Below are 16,934 nucleotides of genomic sequence, written 5' to 3'. Positions count from 1 at the left end.
ATAGGACATAAGTCGAAATGACTTATGTCCTATTTTCTTTTTGATTTCAGAAAAATAAAAATATCTTCTGTATGATGGCACCTCACATTACGTGGTTCTTGATAAAAGGGCTATCTTTTTGGTAGATAGGGAAAACCATTAAGACGTTAAAAGTTTAATAAATCGAGCAATTCTCTTTTGTTAGAAAATAAGATAGCATCATTAATTAAAATACTTGGAACACTGGTTTCAATAATTGGTTGATTGGTAATAATCAAATCAAATTCTTCAAGTTGATGGTCACCTAATTGTTCTTCCGTAATTGCTAACGTATTTGAACGAATCCGATGCAAAGCTAAAATATCGTGGACATAGTTTCCAATATATTGACTATGATTCAGGCCCATGTCGCTAATAATCAAAATCTTTTTTGAGTCGAAACTCTGGTTAATTTCTGGAAAAGTATTAAGCAACCAAAAAATATAAGAAGATGAATAGTTTAATAGATTTGTTTCTAAAAGAGCGGAAAAAAAATGCAATTCTGCTTTTAATCGTGCATATAAGTGAAGCTGAGTAAAATGAATTTGTCGAGTGAAAAAGGTGGCCCTTTGTGTCAATTCGGAGGTGTCAAAAGGCACTAATTGAGAAAACAAATAAAGACAGGTTAACAAGTGAACAGCGAAGTCGACGACTTCTTCTGTTAATTGTTCAATCTGTGAAAAAGCATTAAATTTTAAATTTTCACGTATTCTTTGACTGATGACTTCTTGGTCTTCGGAGTAGTATTGCTGAAAAGCGCCTCTTTGAAAATATCGGAGAACTTCCCGATAGGTTTCACGGCTGAGCCCAGTAAAATGACGACTGAGTAAAAGATAATCTTCCATTTTGATAGGACTCTTTTTATCTGTTTTTTTCTGGAAACGTTGTTGAAATCCTTGATGTTCTCTTAATAAATCAACAATAAAATACATAATAAAGAAATCGTGTTCATAACTGTTATCCATACTAATAATATTTAATTGGCATTGATTACGGCGCATTAATTGTTTGATTTCCTGCTTATCTAATTGATAAGGCAATTCATAATGACCATAATACATTAAAAAGAAAAAGGTTGTAAAAATACGTAAAGGCAATTCTTCTGTTTGGCTAGTTAATTGATAGCCTTGATCAACGATAACGCGAAGAGAGTAAGTTTCCAAGACCTGATTACACTGCTTCAATTTTCGAGCAAAAGAAGAGCGACTAATATTGATGGTATCGCAATAATATTCGATGGTTTTGCCAGGATTTTGGATAAATTCATGGAGCAATTGGGTGGTCGTTGACGTTTTTGCCATATCCGTCAGTACGTTTAAATATAAGGACACATTAAAGTTTTCTAAACGATAGCCTAATTTATGCGATGTTTTAATGGTTAAACTTTCGCCCCAACGCTGTTTAATCTCCTCAATATAACGAATAAAAGTAGACTCAGAACTACCAATATATTTTGCAAGTTCTTTTTTAGTCATCCATTTATCAGAAATGGATAAGACACGAATGATTTCTTCCATTTTCCGATAATTTTTTTCTAAAAACCTAATCATATTGTTTCCTCCCAAGTCCTTTACTTTAATGAAACAATCATCGAAACAATAACGCAATTTCAGAAATGAAACCGCTTGGTATGAAAGCTGGTGTGATTTAATGAGCTCCTTCTCTGTATAATAATTATCAGATTAGAATAATGAAATTTTACGTGCTAGGCAATTCTAATTTAACTGTTAATTCATAAAAGAAAGGAGAGAACAGACATTAAATTACTAAAGAAATTTGGGGTTTTCGGCGTAGTCTTTTTACTTGTCTCATCCTATTTCATACCGCTCATTGGCTATGCAGAAACAGCCAAAGAAGTTGAAATTACATCCGCTCAAATGATAACAGATGAGAATGATAAAACGAATATTAATATCGAGTTAAATCTTCTCAACCAAACAGAGCAGCCATTACAACGAGAAATTCAATTGAAAAATGCACAGTTCATGGATACTGCTGTAATTGAAAAAGACGGATATTCTTACCAAGTGACTAATGGTACGCTTTATCTGACTTTGGACGCACAAGTAAAAAAGCCGGTACAGCTTTCGTTAGCTGTTGAGCAAAGTTCGCTTCAAACAGCTCAGCCACCTAAGTTATTGTATGAAAACAACGAATATGATGTTTCAGTTACTTCTGAAAAAATAACAGTAGAGGATTCTGCTAAAGAATCAACTGAACCAGAAAAAATAACTGTACCAGAAAATACGAAAGAAACTAACAAAAATGATTCGGCTCCAGAAAAAACAGAACAGCCGACCGCAACAGAAGAGGTAACCAATCCATTTGCAGAAGCAAGAATGGCGCCAGCTACTTTGAGAGCGAATCTGGCACTGCCTTTAATTGCACCACAATACACGACGGATAATTCTGGGACTTATCCGACAGCTAATTGGCAGCCCACAGGCAATCAAAATGTGTTAAACCATCAAGGGAATAAAGACGGTAGTGCACAATGGGACGGCCAAACGAGTTGGAATGGGGACCCTACTAATCGCACAAATTCTTATATTGAGTATGGCGGTACAGGAGACCAAGCCGATTATGCCATCCGAAAATATGCTAGAGAAACAACAACACCAGGGCTTTTTGATGTATATCTTAATGTGCGTGGGAATGTTCAGAAAGAAATCACGCCATTGGATTTGGTCTTAGTCGTTGACTGGTCCGGTAGTATGAATGAAAACAATCGGATTGGTGAAGTTCAAAAAGGAGTGAACCGTTTTGTTGATACATTGGCAGATAGCGGTATTACCAATAACATCAACATGGGCTATGTTGGCTACTCAAGTGACGGTTATAATAACAACGCCATTCAAATGGGGCCGTTTGATACAGTCAAAAATCCAATTAAAAATATTACGCCAAGTAGCACTAGAGGAGGAACTTTCACTCAAAAAGCATTAAGAGATGCTGGTGATATGTTAGCAACGCCAAATGGACATAAGAAAGTCATTGTACTTTTAACGGATGGCGTCCCAACCTTCTCTTATAAAGTGAGTCGAGTTCAAACAGAGGCGGATGGTCGCTTTTACGGGACACAATTTACGAATCGACAAGATCAACCAGGTAGCACTTCTTATATCTCTGGTAGCTATAATGCGCCAGATCAAAACAATATCAATAAACGGATTAACAGTACGTTTATCGCCACGATAGGTGAGGCAATGGCCTTAAAACAACGTGGGATTGAAATACATGGATTGGGCATTCAATTGCAAAGCGATCCACGAGCTAATTTATCTAAACAACAAGTTGAAGATAAAATGCGTGAGATGGTGTCAGCCGATGAAAATGGAGACCTTTATTATGAATCCGCGGATTATGCACCAGACATTTCTGATTATTTAGCGAAAAAAGCCGTTCAGATTTCAGGAACGGTTGTAAACGGAAAAGTAGTTGATCCAATTGCTGAACCTTTTAAATACGAGCCAAATACATTATCAATGAAAAGTGTGGGTCCTGTTCAGGTTCAAACATTACCAGAAGTGTCGCTAACAGGCGCTACAATTAATAGTAATGAGATTTATTTGGGTAAAGGGCAAGAAATTCAAATTCATTATCAAGTACGTATTCAAACAGAGTCAGAAAACTTCAAACCTGATTTTTGGTATCAAATGAATGGTCGGACAACGTTTCAGCCATTAGCCACGGCCCCTGAAAAAGTTGATTTTGGGGTTCCTTCGGGAAAAGCACCTGGCGTGAAGTTAAACGTGAAAAAAATCTGGGAAGAGTATGATCAAGACCCAACAAGTCGGCCAGATAACGTGATTTATGAAATTAGTAGAAAGCAAGTAACTGACACAGCCAACTGGCAAACTGGGTATATTAAATTATCAAAACCAGAAAATGATACCAGCAATAGTTGGGAGCGCAAAAATGTAACCCAACTTTCCAAAACCGCGGATGAAAGCTATCAAGAAGTTCTTGGACTTCCCCAATACAATAATCAAGGACAAGCTTTCAATTACCAAACAACCCGTGAATTAGCAGTTCCTGGTTACAGTCAAGAAAAAATCGACGATACTACTTGGAAAAACACGAAGCAGTTCAAGCCATTAGATTTAAAAGTAATCAAAAATTCTTCCTCAGGTGAGAAAAACTTAGCGGGAGCCGTCTTTGAATTGAGTGGTAAAAATGTTCAGACAACATTAGTGGACAATAAAGATGGGAGCTACTCCTTGCCAAAAGATGTGCGCCTACAAAAAGGGGAACGCTATACATTAACTGAAGTAAAAGCACCTGCAGGACATGAGTTAGGTAAGAAAACGACTTGGCAAATTGAGGTGAGTGAGCAAGGCAAAGTAAGCATCGATGGACAAGAAGTGACCACCACAAATCAAGTTATTCCATTGGAAATTGAAAATAAATTTTCTTCTTTGCCAATCAGAATTAGAAAATACACCATGCAAAACGGCAAACAAGTGAACTTAGCAGAGGCGACTTTTGCGTTGCAAAGAAAAAATGCTCAAGGAAGTTACCAAACTGTGGCAACTCAAAAAACAGATACTGCAGGATTGAGCTATTTTAAAATTAGTGAACCTGGTGAGTATCGAATAGTGGAACAATCAGGACCATTAGGATACGACACTCTTGCTGGAAATTATGAATTTACTGTTGATAAATATGGGGAAATTCACTATGCAGGCAAAAATATTGAAGAAAATGCGCCAGAATGGACACTGACACATCAAAATCATTTGAAACCTTTTGACTTAACGGTTCATAAAAAAGCCGATAATCAGACGCCACTTAAAGGAGCGAAATTCCGTTTAACAGGACCAGATACGGATATTGAATTACCAAAAGATGGCAAAGAAACGGATACTTTTGTTTTTGAAAACTTAAAACCAGGGAAATATGTCCTAACAGAAACCTTTACGCCAGAAGGATATCAGGGGTTAAAAGAACCAATCGAATTAATAATTCGCGAAGATGGTTCAGTCACGATAGATGGGGAAAAAGTAGCAGATGTTTTAATTTCTGGAGAGAAGAATAATCAAATTACTTTAGATGTTACTAACCAAGCAAAGGTTCCTTTACCTGAAACTGGTGGCATAGGACGCTTGTGGTTTTACTTGATAGCGATTAGTACATTCGTGATAGCGGGTGTTTATCTCTTTATTAGACGACCAGAAGGGAGTGTGTAATCAATGAAAAACGCACGTTGGTTAAGTATTTGCGTCATGCTACTCGCTCTTTTCGGGTTTTCACAGCAAGCATTAGCAGAGGCATCGCAAGCAAGCGTTCAAGTTACGTTGCACAAATTATTGTTCCCTGATGGTCAATTACCAGAACAGCAGCAAAACACAGGGGAAGAGGGAACGCTGCTTCAAAATTATCGGGGCTTAAATGACGTCATTTATCAAGTCTATGATGTGACGGATCCGTTTTATCAGCTTCGTTCTGAAGGAAAAACGGTCCAAGAGGCACAGCGTCAATTAGCAGAAACCGGTGCAATGAATAGAAAACCGATCGCAGAAGATAAAACACAGACAATAAATGGAGAAGATGGAGTGGTTTCTTTTTCATTAGCTAGCAAAGATTCGCAGCAACGAGATAAAGCCTATTTATTTGTTGAAGCGGAAGCACCGGAAGTGGTAAAGGAAAAAGCTAGCAACCTAGTAGTGATTTTGCCTGTTCAAGATCCACAAGGGCAATCGTTAACGCATATTCATTTATATCCAAAAAATGAAGAAAATGCCTATGACTTACCACCACTTGAAAAAACGGTACTCGATAAGCAACAAGGCTTTAATCAAGGAGAGCACATTAACTATCAGTTAACGACTCAGATTCCAGCGAATATTTTAGGATATCAGGAATTCCGTTTGTCAGATAAGGCGGATACAACGTTGACACTTTTACCAGAATCAATTGTGGTAAAAGTGGCTGGAAAAACAGTTACTACAGGTTACACACTGACGACGCAAAAGCATGGATTTACGCTTGATTTTTCAATTAAAGACTTGCAAAACTTTGCAAATCAAACAATGACTGTGTCGTATCAAATGCGTTTAGAAAAGACCGCTGAACCTGACACTGCGATTAACAACGAAGGACAATTAGTCACGGACAAACATACCTTGACTAAAAGAGCCACAGTTCGTACAGGTGGCAAGTCTTTTGTCAAAGTTGATAGTGAAAATGCGAAAATCACCTTGCCAGAGGCTGTTTTTATCGTCAAAAATCAAGCGGGGGAATACCTCAATGAAACAGCAAACGGGTATCGTTGGCAAAAAGAAAAAGCATTAGCTAAAAAACTCACGTCTAATCAAGCCGGTGAATTTTCAGTTAAAGGCTTAAAAGATGGCCAGTACTTCTTAGAAGAAATCTCTGCACCAAAAGGTTATCTTCTGAATCAAACAGAAATTCCTTTTACGGTGGAAAAAAATTCTTATGCAACGAACGGACAACGAACAGCACCGTTACATGTAATCAATAAAAAAGTAAAAGAGTCAGGCTTCTTACCAAAAACAAATGAAGAACGTTCTATTTGGTTGACGATTGCAGGCCTGCTAATCATTGGGCTGGTAGCCATTTGGCTATTTTATCAAAAACAAAAAAGAGGAGAGAGAAAATGAAGCAATTAAAAAAAGTTTGGTACACCGTTAGTACCTTGTTACTAATTTTGCCACTTTTCACGAGTGTATTAGGGACAACAACTGCATTTGCAGAAGAAAATGGGGAGAGCGCACAGCTCGTGATTCACAAAAAGAAAATGACGGATTTACCAGATCCGCTTATTCAAAATAGCGGGAAAGAAATGAGCGAGTTTGATAAATATCAAGGACTGGCAGATGTGACGTTTAGTATTTATAACGTGACGAGCGAATTTTACGAGCAACGAGCGGCAGGCGCAAGCGTTGATGCAGCTAAACAAGCTGTCCAAAGTTTAACTCCTGGGAAACCTGTTGCTCAAGGAACCACCGATGCAAATGGGAATGTCACTGTTCAGTTACCTAAAAAACAAAATGGTAAAGATGCAGTGTACACCATTAAAGAGGAACCAAAAGAGGGCGTAGTTGCTGCTACGAATATGGTGGTGGCGTTCCCAGTTTACGAAATGATCAAGCAAGCAGATGGTTCCTATAAATATGGAACAGAAGAATTAGCGATTGTTCATATTTATCCTAAAAATGTGGTAGCCAATGATGGTAGTTTACATGTGAAAAAAGTAGGAACTGCTGAAAATGAAGGATTAAATGGCGCAGAATTTGTTATTTCCAAAAGCGAAGGCTCACCAGGCACAGTAAAATATATCCAAGGAGTCAAAGATGGATTATATACATGGACAACGGATAAAGAACAAGCAAAACGCTTTATTACTGGGAAAAGTTATGAAATTGGCGAAAATGATTTCACAGAAGCAGAGAATGGAACGGGAGAATTAACAGTTAAAAATCTTGAGGTTGGTTCGTATATTTTAGAAGAAGTAAAAGCGCCAAATAATGCAGAATTAATTGAAAATCAAACAAAAACACCATTTACAATTGAAGCAAACAATCAAACACCTGTTGAAAAAACAGTCAAAAATGATACCTCTAAAGTTGATAAAACAACACCAAACTTAGATGGTAAAGATGTGGCAATTGGCGAAAAAATTAAATATCAAATTTCTGTAAATATTCCATTGGGGATTGCAGACAAAGAAGGCGACGCTAATAAATACGTCAAATTCAATTTAATTGATAAACATGATGCAGCCTTAACTTTTGATAACGAGACTTCTGGAGAGTATGCCTATGCGTTATATGATGGGGATACAATGATTGCTCCTGAAAATTACCAAGTGACTGAACAAGCAAATGGCTTCACTGTCGCCGTTAATCCAGCGTATATTCCTACGCTAACACCAGGCGGCACACTAAAATTCGTTTACTTTATGCATTTAAATGAAAAAGCAGATCCTACGAAAGGCTTTAAAAATGAGGCGAATGTTGATAACGGTCATACCGACGACCAAACACCACCAACTGTTGAAGTTGTGACAGGTGGGAAACGTTTCATTAAAGTCGATGGCGATGTGACAGCGACACAAGCCTTGGCGGGAGCTTCCTTTGTCGTCCGTGATCAAAACAGCGACACAGCAAATTATTTGAAAATCGATGAAACAACGAAAGCAGCAACTTGGGTGAAAACAAAAGCTGAAGCAACTACTTTTACAACAACGGCTGATGGATTAGTTGATATCACAGGGCTTAAATACGGTACCTATTATTTAGAAGAAACTGTAGCTCCTGATGATTATGTCTTGTTAACAAATCGGATTGAATTTGTGGTCAATGAACAATCATATGGCACAACAGAAAACCTAGTTTCACCAGAAAAAGTACCAAACAAACACAAAGGTACCTTACCTTCAACAGGTGGCAAAGGAATCTACGTTTACTTAGGAAGTGGCGCAGTCTTGCTACTTATTGCAGGAGTCTACTTTGCTAGACGTAGAAAAGAAAATGCTTAATTTCTAGCATCACCGAATAAATTTTTAGAAAAACAAAGAGCCTGGGCCAATCACTGTCCCAGGCTCTCATGCTTTATTTTTAAGGAGGAAGCAATGAAGTTAAAAAAGAAACGTCGTATCATTGATGGTTTTATGATTCTTTTACTGATTATTGGAATAGGTGCATTTGCGTATCCTTTTGTTAGCGATGCATTAAATAACTATCTGGATCAACAAATTATCGCTCATTATCAAGCAAAAGCAAGCCAAGAAAACACCAAAGAAATGGCTGAACTTCAAGAAAAAATGGAAAAGAAAAACCAAGAATTAGCGAAAAAAGGCAGCAATCCTGGATTAGATCCTTTTTCTGAAACGCAAAAAACAACGAAAAAACCAGACAAATCCTATTTTGAAAGTCATACGATTGGTGTTTTAACCATTCCAAAAATAAATGTCCGTTTACCAATTTTTGATAAAACGAATGCATTGCTATTGGAAAAAGGAAGCTCCTTGTTAGAAGGAACCTCCTATCCTACAGGTGGTGCGAATACACATGCGGTCATTTCAGGCCATCGTGGTCTCCCACAAGCCAAATTATTTACAGATTTGCCAGAATTAAAAAAAGGCGATGAATTTTATATCGAAGTTAATGGGAAGACGCTTGCTTATCAAGTAGATCAAATAAAAACCGTTGAACCAACTGATACAAAAGATTTACACATTGAGTCTGGCCAAGATCTCGTCACTTTATTAACTTGCACACCGTATATGATAAACAGTCATCGGTTATTAGTTCGAGGACATCGTATCCCATATCAACCAGAAAAAGCAGCAGCGGGGATGAAAAAAGTGGTACAACAACAAAATTTACTATTATGGACATTACTTTTAATTGCCTGTGCGTTAATTATTAGCGGCTTCATTATCTGGTACAAGCGGCGGAAAAAGACGACCAGAAAATCAAAGTAGTATGACGAAAAGGCTAAACATACTAAAAAAAAGAGTAAAAAAATAGCTTTTCAATTTTTAATCCTCCTTATCGTGCATAATTGAACCAGAGAAACAGAAGTATTAACGAAATAACTAAAAGAGCAAGCCCTGAATAAAAAGCGACAAAGGGCCAATCAATCGACTGTTTAAATTCCTGCCAAGTTTGGATTTTTCTGTTTTTTTTCGCGCTATCCTCAAGCGTGAGTAAATAATTCAATAGTAAGAGGAGCAGTAACACCGTGAAATCATTTGTGGTAAAAAGCACATGTAAAAATAGAATGACAAAGACAACACGGGATAACACTCGATTCCGCAAAATTAAAAATAACTTAGCACGCATAATAAACCACCATTTCTTATCAGAGATAATGAATCTGTTTTTGTCTACTCTTTAGTTATATCATAAAATTCTTAATAATGAAAAAATGATTCGAGAAAATAATTGAAAAAAAGTTTTTTTTCCTGAATCATTATTTTCGTAAATAAAGAATAAACGTGTTACTCTTGGCTTATCAAATTTGGAAGGAGTGTTAAAAATGAAATATCTGGATATTATTGCTTTAATTTTATTGATTGTCGGAGGTTTAAACTGGTTATTAGTTGGTGCATTTAATTTTGATTTAGTTGCAACAATTAGTGGCGGTGCAACCACACCATTAGCAAAAATTATCTATATTATTGTCGGAATTTGTGCGATTTATTCTATTAAGTTTTTAGCTCCTTTGTTCCGCGAACCATAGGATTGATTTAAAAGATTTAGATAACGTGAAGTTATTTTGACTTAGCAATTGAGAGTTTCCTTGAGAAAGGGGACTCTTTTTTTATAAAAATAAAACAAGATAGTTTGAAGTTTAAACTATAAGTCTAAGCAAGTGAGTAGTTCTCTGATTATCTGTCTTTGCTTTTAAGTATATAAAAAGGTATACTCTCAGTTAAATAGTTTTTTTGTTAGAACATTTTCGTAACAAAAGTAATTAGAGGAGTGAACAATCTGGTACCAAAAGAATTAGCAAGTTTATTTTTAACAAAAAAACAAATACAGAAATTAAAAATTTTGTCAAAACTAGAATTTATGAAAGTAGATGCAACCGTTATGGAACAAGAGTTGGGCACTTCTAGAAGACAAATTAAAGAACTTATCAGTGAATTGAATGAAGATATAGAAGAAAATATCTATTTAGTCCTAAATGATGGTCTTATTAAATTCAACTTTAAAGTTGAAGCAGATAAATATATTGAATTGATAACGAATTGTCGTATTAAATATGTCACTGAATCTAGTTTTTTTCAATTAATGTTATTTGTTTTGGAAAAGAGACGTTTTAGTATTTTACAAGCTGCTGAAAGTCTCTCTTACAGTGAGTCCTATGTTTATAAATTAATTAACAAATTAAAACAGTTTTTTAAGCAAGTTGATGCTGGTTTTCAATTAGAAAAAAAGAGTGAAGCAATTATGCAATTAGAGGGATGTGAATCAACTATTAGGCTTTTTCATTATCTCTCTGTAGTTGCTGCTACAAAAGGAAATTATTGGCTTGTAAATACGATTACAGAAAAAGAAATAATTAACACGCGCCAATATGCACCTACAAATAGATGTGAAAAATTATCACCAGTAGGCAAAAATAAAGTGAATTTTCTTTTGGCTATTTATCGATCGGCACTGAAAAGTGATCATCGCTTGGCTCCGTTGACTCAAGATATATTGGATTTGGGAGAAATCATTACGGATCACCATGAAATCAATTTACTTCAAACTTACTTGGGAGAGAAAGATATTGGAAAGAAAAGCTCTCACAATGAACCAATTCATCTTTTATTTTTAGCAAACTATTTTATAGAAGAACTAAGAACAAAGGATGAAAAAATTCAAGCGGGGAAACAAATGTCGGGCTTCGAAGGAAATGGTATTATCAATAGTTGTATTGAAGTAATCCACCAATTGCAACAGAAAATTAATTTCCCAGAAGAGCTACAGTACCTATTATTATATAACTTGTGTAGTCGAGTAATTGTTATTCATTACTTACAGTTATACAAGTTTATGCCCTTGTTTAAGTTTCCAAAACTAAATGGAGAAATGGACTATTTTGTTGAGTCGTGTGTAGCTAAAGGCTTAGACAACTATCAACAAGAACCATCATTTTCAAAATTAGTTGGTAGTTTAACGCAAATCATTTTAGGCTATCTTAGTTTAATATTCCCTTATCCACAAAAAGTATTTGTTGAATTTTTTCATCGTCCAGAATACAAATCAATTATTGAAAATGCGATTGAAACGATGTACAATGCCAACTCTTTGCAAGTAACAGATAATTATACTGAAGCAAATATTGTTGTCTCGGATACTGGCGGTTATGATAAAAAGTATTATTTTCACTTTAAAGATGTTTTTGATCAAGCTGCTTGGACAGAATTAGGTGCATATTTGAATCAATTGGTTAGTAATAGAATTATTGAAAATCATCATTTATCGGTGGATGATATCTTTACTTCTTATTTTTTAGATTCAGATAAATAGAGTTCTTAACAGAAAACTTCGCTCTTTCATGTTTTTTATACATGAAAGAGCGAAGTTTTTTAGTGATAAAAAAGTTAATTATCATAGACGGGCATAATTTTACGCGTAGAAGATAATAACCATGTCGATCTCCATGCTACGATATAAACAGTTAAAAGATAACAAAAATAACATCTTTTATAAAATGTAACTTAAGAGATTTTTAATAGAAAGATTGCATAAACAGATTATTTTTATGTCGTATAGGAGGAAAGAAATGAAAAATTTTTATAAAGAGAGAGTAATTTATATTTTTTTGTTGGTTATGCTACTAACATTGCCATTAAAAACAAGGTCTGTAGTTGCTCAAACATCAGAGCAGGACAGTTCTACTGAAAAAACAACAACCTCTATACAAAATTCAAATAGTATAATCAAAAATAGTGATTTAGAACCAACAAACAGTATGGAAAGTAGTGCAAAAAGAGGAGCTGACAGTTCAGAAACTGAACTGTCAATACATCAAGAAAAAGCAATACAATTGAAAGTTAATCAAGAATTAACTTCAGAGATGATTGAAGATGCGGTGACTATAAATAACAAATTAAAAGATTCTACTTTAGAATTTTTGCCAGAAGAAACTTTATTTTCAACTACTGGAGATAAAACAGTGAATATAAAGATTATTGAAAAATGTGGAGAGGAAGAGAATGAAATAGAGTCGCCTATTACCATATCTGTAGAAAAAGCACCAGAAATTATTGCTGAGCCAAATCCTCAAGATTTAATAGTAGGTAGTGATAGTAGTATGTGGGATATATCAGACTTTGTGAAATGGGTTAGGATTGATGGGAAGGAGGTTAATAAAAATGAATATATTGTAGATTTAGTGAATATTCCTCAAACTGATAGAGTGTATAAGCAAATAATCAAAGTGAAAGTATCAGATAAGTCAAGAGCACGAACAATTTTAGTTGATGTTCCTATCAATATAGTTTGGGGAGATAGCATTGTTTATCAAACAAATACTACAGTGTATGAAGCGCATAGGACAGCGGGGGCCTATACGCTTCATACACTGGGCAAACCAGTAGTTACCTCTGCAATTGGCGTAACTGGCAGTTTAGATGTCTCCTCGGTGTATACAGGTTATGATCTTCTTCTACAAAAATTGTTTTATACATTTAATTGGTTTGATTTATCTAACACTCAAAACTTCCTTATGACAGAAGAAACGAAGGGAACAAAACATGTAGAAGCGTTTGGGAAGGATCAAATTGAAGATAATTTAAATTTATGGGGAATAAATCGTAAGCAAGACGTTCATTATGGAGATGTGGTTCGAGCTTGGCACGTATTTCCTAATTGGAATTACTTGTATCAAAATGATAAAAAAACATTATATAATCAAGGTCAAAATTCTATTTATTATGAAATTACACCTAAAGGATATAAACCATTAAAAATCAATTTTGCTTCCACGAAAAAACAAAAAATATCAATAGGTGCATCTGATAGAGAAATTATAGACAATATTGGTAAATCAATTGATTTGCCAGATGGGGTAACCGCACGTTTTATCAAACTTCCATCAAGAGCAAAGATTGGTGATGCAGAGGGAGTCATCAGAGTTAGTCAAAAGTTAAGTACAGGTAAAGCTATAGAATACGATTATATAGTGCCATTTGAAATTGTAAAAGATCAAATGACTGTTAAGTTTAAAGACGACGCGCAGTTTATTTTAGGACAGTATACAAATAATTTTGACTATAAAAATTTCATCCAAGAAGTCAAAGTTGGTAATAAGACACTGAATAGAGATGAATACAATACACAGTTATTATCTAAAATAGATAACGAAATGTTATATATTGGTAAAACTGGAGTCCGATTAAGAGTCTCATCAGCTCAAAGTAATAATGTTGTAGAAAATACTATTTTAGTAAATGTTAACTGGGGGCAATCTATTGCTTTTGGAGGAATAGAAATTCCTAATTTACCTGCCTGGCGAACAGCAGGCGTGTACACTTTACAGTTGGAAGAAAAACCGCAAATAGTTGCTACGCCGGGAAACCGTGAAGGTCTAGATAGCCAAATTCATTATTATTTTACAAATGAAGACTATTACAAAGTAGATTATTTTAATATGCGTACAAGTAGAAAGATAAAAGATACTGACAAAGGGGATAAAAGTGTAACCGCCCAAGGACAACAATATCCACGTGAACCAGTAAATCAATGGGGCAGAGTTGATGTCAATTATGGAGATATCATCCGTTCCTTCGCGGCAGAAAAAGATCGCCATTGGGTGTATGAAGGAGACGAACAAAAACAATCTTTCGCTCGCAAAAATAATGATTATGTCTACTATGAAATTACCAAACAAGGTTATTCACTCTTAGAGATTAATCGTTTAAATACAAAGAAAGTCAAAGTTCCTGTGAATTCTTCAAAAGAGTACCTGGATTCAATCAAAGCTAGCTTTTTTACAAATCTTGATTCCAACAAAATAAATGTTATGGGATTTAGTAAATATCCAGATACTAGTAAACCTACCTCTAGTGGCACACTTGAAGTTTCTGAAAAATTAACTACAGGTAAAACAATCACGTATTCTTATGAGGTAACAATTGGAACAACCTTTACAATTAGGGAACAAGCAGTAGATGAAAAAAACAATCCTTTATCGAAAGAAAAAATAACTGTCTTAGATTCTACAGACACCTATCAGCCGAAACCTGATAAATTTCTTGATAATAATGGGACAATCTATAAATATTTTGGCTACAGTTATACAAATGATTCTAATTCACAACAAGAGACAATTGTTGGAATGCCAAATCAAACATTCCGCAGTAATACTAAAATAAAATACTTTTATAGAAATACCGATAAACTTATAAATGTGACACTCCCTACTGACTTAGTTTTTGGAACCTATAATAGCCCGAAAAAGGTTACAGCTAAAAATTATCAAATACGAAATAATTCAGAAGAGCTAAAAACCAATGTCATTTTTGAAAAATTTGAAAAAGTTCATTCCAATGTAAAACTACTAAGTAATACAGAAAAAGAACCAAATAAAGAAGAAAACAGTGCAAAACTGAACCTTTTAATTGATAATCAGCCAGCTATTAAAGGACTAAATGAAGCTACTCAAAGTCAAGAAATTAAAGAATTGGCACCACAATCTGCAACCAATATATCGATTGATGGTCAATACTACGGCAAAATGTCTGAAAAAAACATTGTGGAATATAAGACTAAATTAAAATTTAAAGCACTGGCAGATTAGGAGGAATTACTATTTTAGAAAAAATAAAACAACGAAAAAAAATAATCATTCTTATTTTGTTAGTTCTTCTTTTAGGAGGAGTGGCTGCCTACAAATTTATTGACAATCAGCCACGAGAAATCATTGGTGGTTCATATTTGCCTGATGAAAAAGATGCGAAAAAAATGTCCAAAGAAGAGCGTAAAAAAGCCAATGAAAAAGAGGTTGACGAATCAAAGTTCACGTTGAGTATTTATCCCGAAGCAACCTTTAAAAATGGTGAGGCAATCGGAGATATCTACATCCGTAATGAAGTCGAAAATGCTTATCCAATTGCTGTTGAAATTGTTGAAGATAAAACAGGCGATGTAATTTACAATTCAGGTGCAATTCAACCAGGTTATGAAATTACTGAAGGAAAATTAAGTAAGAATTTGGCAAAAGGAAACTATATCTGTACAGCTAATGTTTCAATTTATGATCAAAAAACAAAAAAATACAAAGGTCAAACAGCGGCAGAAATTCAAATTGAAGTAGAAGAATAAGGAGGGATTCGATGCTAAACTTAAAATATCAAAGATTTTTACTATAAAAATTCTGGTTAATAGTAGTGGAAATCTGAAAAAATATAAGAAAGAGGTAATTAAATTATGTTAAATAAAAAAATGCTTGTTAGTTCAGCAATGTTAGGTGTCTTTAGTTTAGGGTTTGCTGGTCAAGTTTTGGCAGCAGAAGGCGATACGCAAACTATCAATGGTTCAGAAGGAAAATCAACAACAGCGGATGTGATTACGCGAGGTATTTTGGGAGATACTGATTCAACAAATCCAGATACGCCACTACCAGAAGGCGATGATCGTTGGGTTAAAGTAACTTTACCTACTGCGGTAGTTTTTGAATCTGATAAAGATAAAGCGACAATTTCTTCTCCAAAAAATTATAAGATTGAAAATGAATCAGGTCGTCCTATAAAAGTTGATGTATCAACTTATGAAATAACTGGAGGAAATGGAGTAGCTGCTTTAAGTACATTAAATATCAAGCCCTCTATCGGCTATGCGGGCAATCCAACAATTGCTTTAGTTAAGAATGGGGCAGCGAAACAAAAATATACAATTAATACGGAACTAGTTCGTTTAGCGAATAACAAAGGGGACTACAAAGAAGTAAAAGGAACTGGTTATAAATCAACGAGATTTGAATTTACAGGAACAATGGATAAATCAAAATTAGCAAAAGATCAAAACTTTGTAGAATCTAAATTAACCTTCAAATTTACACCATTACGTATGGATGGAAAAACAACCGAAGAAGCAAACAAATAAGCAAAAAAGTGATAGGAGGGAGAATCTGTGAGCAAAACAAAACGATTTGTCTTAATTAGTATATTCTCTCTCTGTTTAGCGGTATTTGTATTGCCAGTTTTTGTAACAGCAAGTACAGAAACAACGATTCATGTAACTGGAAATTTGGATCCGATAGATACAGAGGGGACTCAAGATTATCCGAAGCAAGAAGAAACATTTGATAGAAAATTAACGGTTTTAAAAAAAGGGGATTTACCTAAAACAGGAGAAACAAAAAATACGATTGGTTTACTAATTGGAGCATGTGTGATTTTTTTAACAACAATCGCCTATGCTAAAAAAAGAAAAAATAAATAAGTGAAA

At 34.8% G+C, this 16,934-nt stretch carries 12 protein-coding genes; 10 read left to right on the top strand and 2 right to left on the bottom strand.

All coding sequences use genetic code 11. The features are described from left to right. Positions 1 to 146 precede the first annotated feature (146 nt). Positions 147 to 1,568 (bottom strand): helix-turn-helix domain-containing protein, encoded by a 1,422-nt coding sequence (locus tag IGK86_RS09955; RefSeq protein ID WP_016616830.1) that lies wholly within the window; start codon positions 1,566 to 1,568, stop codon positions 147 to 149. A 174-nt stretch (positions 1,569 to 1,742) separates the two neighbouring features. On the opposite strand from IGK86_RS09955, the gene ebpA reads away from it, so the two are divergent. The 4 genes from ebpA to srtC all read left to right on the top strand — a co-directional run bounded on the left by ebpA (position 1,743) and on the right by srtC (position 9,469). Continuing rightward, entirely contained in the window at positions 1,743 to 5,207 is a 3,465-nt protein-coding gene (ebpA, locus tag IGK86_RS09950; protein ID WP_154212976.1) for an endocarditis and biofilm-associated pilus tip protein EbpA, read from the top strand. A gap of 3 nt (positions 5,208 to 5,210) precedes the next feature. Then, entirely contained in the window at positions 5,211 to 6,641 is a 1,431-nt protein-coding gene (gene ebpB / locus IGK86_RS09945; RefSeq protein WP_016616828.1) for an endocarditis and biofilm-associated pilus minor subunit EbpB, read from the top strand. Continuing rightward, entirely contained in the window at positions 6,638 to 8,521 is a 1,884-nt protein-coding gene (gene ebpC / locus IGK86_RS09940; RefSeq protein WP_104877119.1) for an endocarditis and biofilm-associated pilus major subunit EbpC, read from the top strand. Before ebpB ends, ebpC begins: the two co-directional genes overlap by 4 nt. Positions 8,522 to 8,614: 93 nt before the next feature. Beyond that, positions 8,615 to 9,469, top strand: a complete 855-nt coding sequence (srtC, locus tag IGK86_RS09935; RefSeq protein ID WP_438742400.1) for an Ebp pilus assembly class C sortase — start codon at positions 8,615 to 8,617, stop codon at positions 9,467 to 9,469. Positions 9,470 to 9,536: 67 nt separating this feature from the next. Here the strand turns inward: srtC and IGK86_RS09930 are convergent, their stop codons facing one another. Next, positions 9,537 to 9,830, bottom strand: coding sequence for a hypothetical protein (locus IGK86_RS09930; RefSeq protein WP_002358125.1), 294 nt, complete (start codon positions 9,828 to 9,830; stop codon positions 9,537 to 9,539). Between the two features lie 196 nt (positions 9,831 to 10,026). Here IGK86_RS09930 and IGK86_RS09925 point away from each other — a divergent pair, with 196 nt between their 5' ends. From IGK86_RS09925 to IGK86_RS09900, 6 genes are all read left to right on the top strand, one after another. Beyond that, positions 10,027 to 10,230, top strand: a complete 204-nt coding sequence (locus tag IGK86_RS09925) for a DUF378 domain-containing protein (RefSeq protein ID WP_002381996.1) — start codon at positions 10,027 to 10,029, stop codon at positions 10,228 to 10,230. Between the two features lie 242 nt (positions 10,231 to 10,472). Then, positions 10,473 to 12,011, top strand: coding sequence for a helix-turn-helix domain-containing protein (locus IGK86_RS09920; RefSeq protein WP_016616825.1), 1,539 nt, complete (start codon positions 10,473 to 10,475; stop codon positions 12,009 to 12,011). A 256-nt stretch (positions 12,012 to 12,267) separates the two neighbouring features. Further along, positions 12,268 to 15,285 carry a hypothetical protein gene (locus IGK86_RS09915; protein ID WP_438742397.1) on the top strand — a complete coding sequence of 1,006 codons (3,018 nt, stop codon included), beginning with the start codon at positions 12,268 to 12,270 and terminating at the stop codon, positions 15,283 to 15,285. Positions 15,286 to 15,365: 80 nt separating this feature from the next. Continuing rightward, a complete protein-coding gene (locus tag IGK86_RS09910; RefSeq protein WP_229234601.1) occupies positions 15,366 to 15,809 on the top strand; it encodes a hypothetical protein in 444 nt (147 codons plus the stop codon). Positions 15,810 to 15,914: 105 nt separating this feature from the next. Further along, on the top strand, positions 15,915 to 16,589 hold the full coding sequence (locus IGK86_RS09905; protein ID WP_016616822.1) for a hypothetical protein: 675 nt from the start codon (positions 15,915 to 15,917) through the stop codon (positions 16,587 to 16,589). A gap of 27 nt (positions 16,590 to 16,616) precedes the next feature. Then, positions 16,617 to 16,928 carry an LPXTG cell wall anchor domain-containing protein gene (locus IGK86_RS09900; RefSeq protein ID WP_016616821.1) on the top strand — a complete coding sequence of 104 codons (312 nt, stop codon included), beginning with the start codon at positions 16,617 to 16,619 and terminating at the stop codon, positions 16,926 to 16,928. Positions 16,929 to 16,934 lie beyond the last annotated feature (6 nt).

Origin of the sequence: Enterococcus sp. DIV1206 (assembly GCF_051712485.1) — a bacterium.
In the GTDB taxonomy this organism is placed as follows: domain Bacteria; phylum Bacillota; class Bacilli; order Lactobacillales; family Enterococcaceae; genus Enterococcus; species Enterococcus faecalis.
This window is presented reverse-complemented; position numbering and strand designations above follow the sequence as displayed.

Coding starts and splice junctions, on each gene's coding strand:
- IGK86_RS09930 (WP_002358125.1), bottom strand. CDS start 9,830: ATGCGTGCTAAGTTATTTTTAATTTTGCGGAATCGAGTGTTATCCCGT.
- IGK86_RS09905 (WP_016616822.1), top strand. CDS start 15,915: ATGTTAAATAAAAAAATGCTTGTTAGTTCAGCAATGTTAGGTGTCTTT.
- IGK86_RS09925 (WP_002381996.1), top strand. CDS start 10,027: ATGAAATATCTGGATATTATTGCTTTAATTTTATTGATTGTCGGAGGT.
- IGK86_RS09915 (WP_438742397.1), top strand. CDS start 12,268: ATGAAAAATTTTTATAAAGAGAGAGTAATTTATATTTTTTTGTTGGTT.
- srtC (WP_438742400.1), top strand. CDS start 8,615: ATGAAGTTAAAAAAGAAACGTCGTATCATTGATGGTTTTATGATTCTT.
- ebpC (WP_104877119.1), top strand. CDS start 6,638: ATGAAGCAATTAAAAAAAGTTTGGTACACCGTTAGTACCTTGTTACTA.
- ebpB (WP_016616828.1), top strand. CDS start 5,211: ATGAAAAACGCACGTTGGTTAAGTATTTGCGTCATGCTACTCGCTCTT.
- IGK86_RS09955 (WP_016616830.1), bottom strand. CDS start 1,568: ATGATTAGGTTTTTAGAAAAAAATTATCGGAAAATGGAAGAAATCATT.